This window comes from Streptomyces mutabilis (assembly GCF_014649815.1).
In the GTDB taxonomy this organism is placed as follows: Bacteria; Actinomycetota; Actinomycetes; order Streptomycetales; family Streptomycetaceae; genus Streptomyces; species Streptomyces mutabilis.
This window is the reverse complement of the sequence record NZ_BMTT01000078.1, coordinates 1-1,310: the sequence shown is the minus strand read 5'-3', so window position 1 is coordinate 1,310 and position 1,310 is coordinate 1. Positions and strand designations below refer to the sequence as shown.

2 protein-coding genes are annotated in these 1,310 nt (G+C 24.3%); one reads left to right on the top strand and one right to left on the bottom strand.

Going from position 1 to position 1,310, the window contains the following annotated elements; all coding sequences use genetic code 11:
* Nucleotides 1–1,063 (bottom strand): M56 family metallopeptidase (locus tag IE142_RS34700; RefSeq protein WP_306432646.1); only part of this gene is annotated, 1,063 nt, incomplete at its 3' end.
* Between the two features lie 106 nt (nt 1,064–1,169).
* On the opposite strand from IE142_RS34700, the gene IE142_RS34695 reads away from it, so the two are divergent.
* Nucleotides 1,170–1,310, top strand: a 141-nt coding sequence (locus IE142_RS34695; RefSeq protein ID WP_164789398.1) for a lipoprotein, incomplete at its 3' end; no start/stop codon positions are given.

Here is a 1,310-nt window from a genome sequence, read left to right as displayed (position 1 = left end):
TTTTACTTTCATCTAAAATTTGGTGATCGTTCTGTAAGGGCTTTTTATAATTATAATCAGTTATGGATTGCCCCATCAAAAACTGGCTTTGAATTACCATGAGCAAAAAAGTAAAAATACAAATAAAAATTGGAATTAATTTGGACTGTTTTTTCAAATTGGCTTCTTTTATATTAATTAATCTTCTTTTGAGTAATGACTTTTTACCATTAAATGAATGGCTTAATATATTTTTATTAAAAAATGGAATATTTAATACGGAGTCCATAATAGATTCCGCATAAGTTTTAAATTCATTTTTGTTAATATTATTAAGAACAAATCTATCGGCTTCTACTTCATTGTCATGAATTATCTTTCTTTTTACAATATGTATTAATGGATTGTAACTCATAACAATAGAGAAGATATTAAAGATAATTAAATGTAAAGTATCTCTATTTTTAGCATGAGCATATTCATGCAATATTATATATTTTAGTCTTTTGTCAATTACACTTTTAAAATATGAACTAGGAATCAAAATAATATATTTCCCATACCAAAAAGTTATTGGAGATTGAATAGTCTCTGCTTTTCGAATCACAATATTTTTTTTATATTGATGGTTGAAAAGTATCGTATCTATTTTATTTTTTTCATTTTCGTTTAGATAAAGTGACTGTCTCTTTAAATATTTAAGATATAATAAGGATTTCAAAAATTTAAAACTTAAAATAATAACCAAAACTATCCAAATAACTGTGCAGATATTATCAATTGAATCCCAATTAAACTTATGGATATCTGTTGTGAACTCTTGAACAGGTTTGGTGGTATTTATGTTATGGTTCAAGTCGTGTGACCTACTTTCAACTGTGGGCGATTGATTATTCACATTATTAAATTTTATAAAAGAGAATTTAATTGGGATAAAAGGAATTAATCCAGCAAGCACAGTTAGATACCAAACTTTATAATTTAAACTATAATTAAAATAGCGTTTTAATATATACCTAAAAAATACTAACAATAGAAATATAAAACAAAAGCTTACTACGCTCATTATTAGTAATTTAGCCATTTTGACACCTTCTTTCAATTATTTATAATAAACAATTGACACCAATATTACAATTGTAATATTATTAATTTGTAAAAATTACAACTGTAATATTGGAGGGTTTATTTTGAAAAAGTTAATATTTTTAATTGCAATTGCTTTAGTTTTAAGTGCATGTAATTCAAACAGTTCACATGCCAAAGAGTTAAATGATTTAGAAAAAAAATATAATGCTCATATTGGTGTTTATGCTTTAGATACTAAAAGT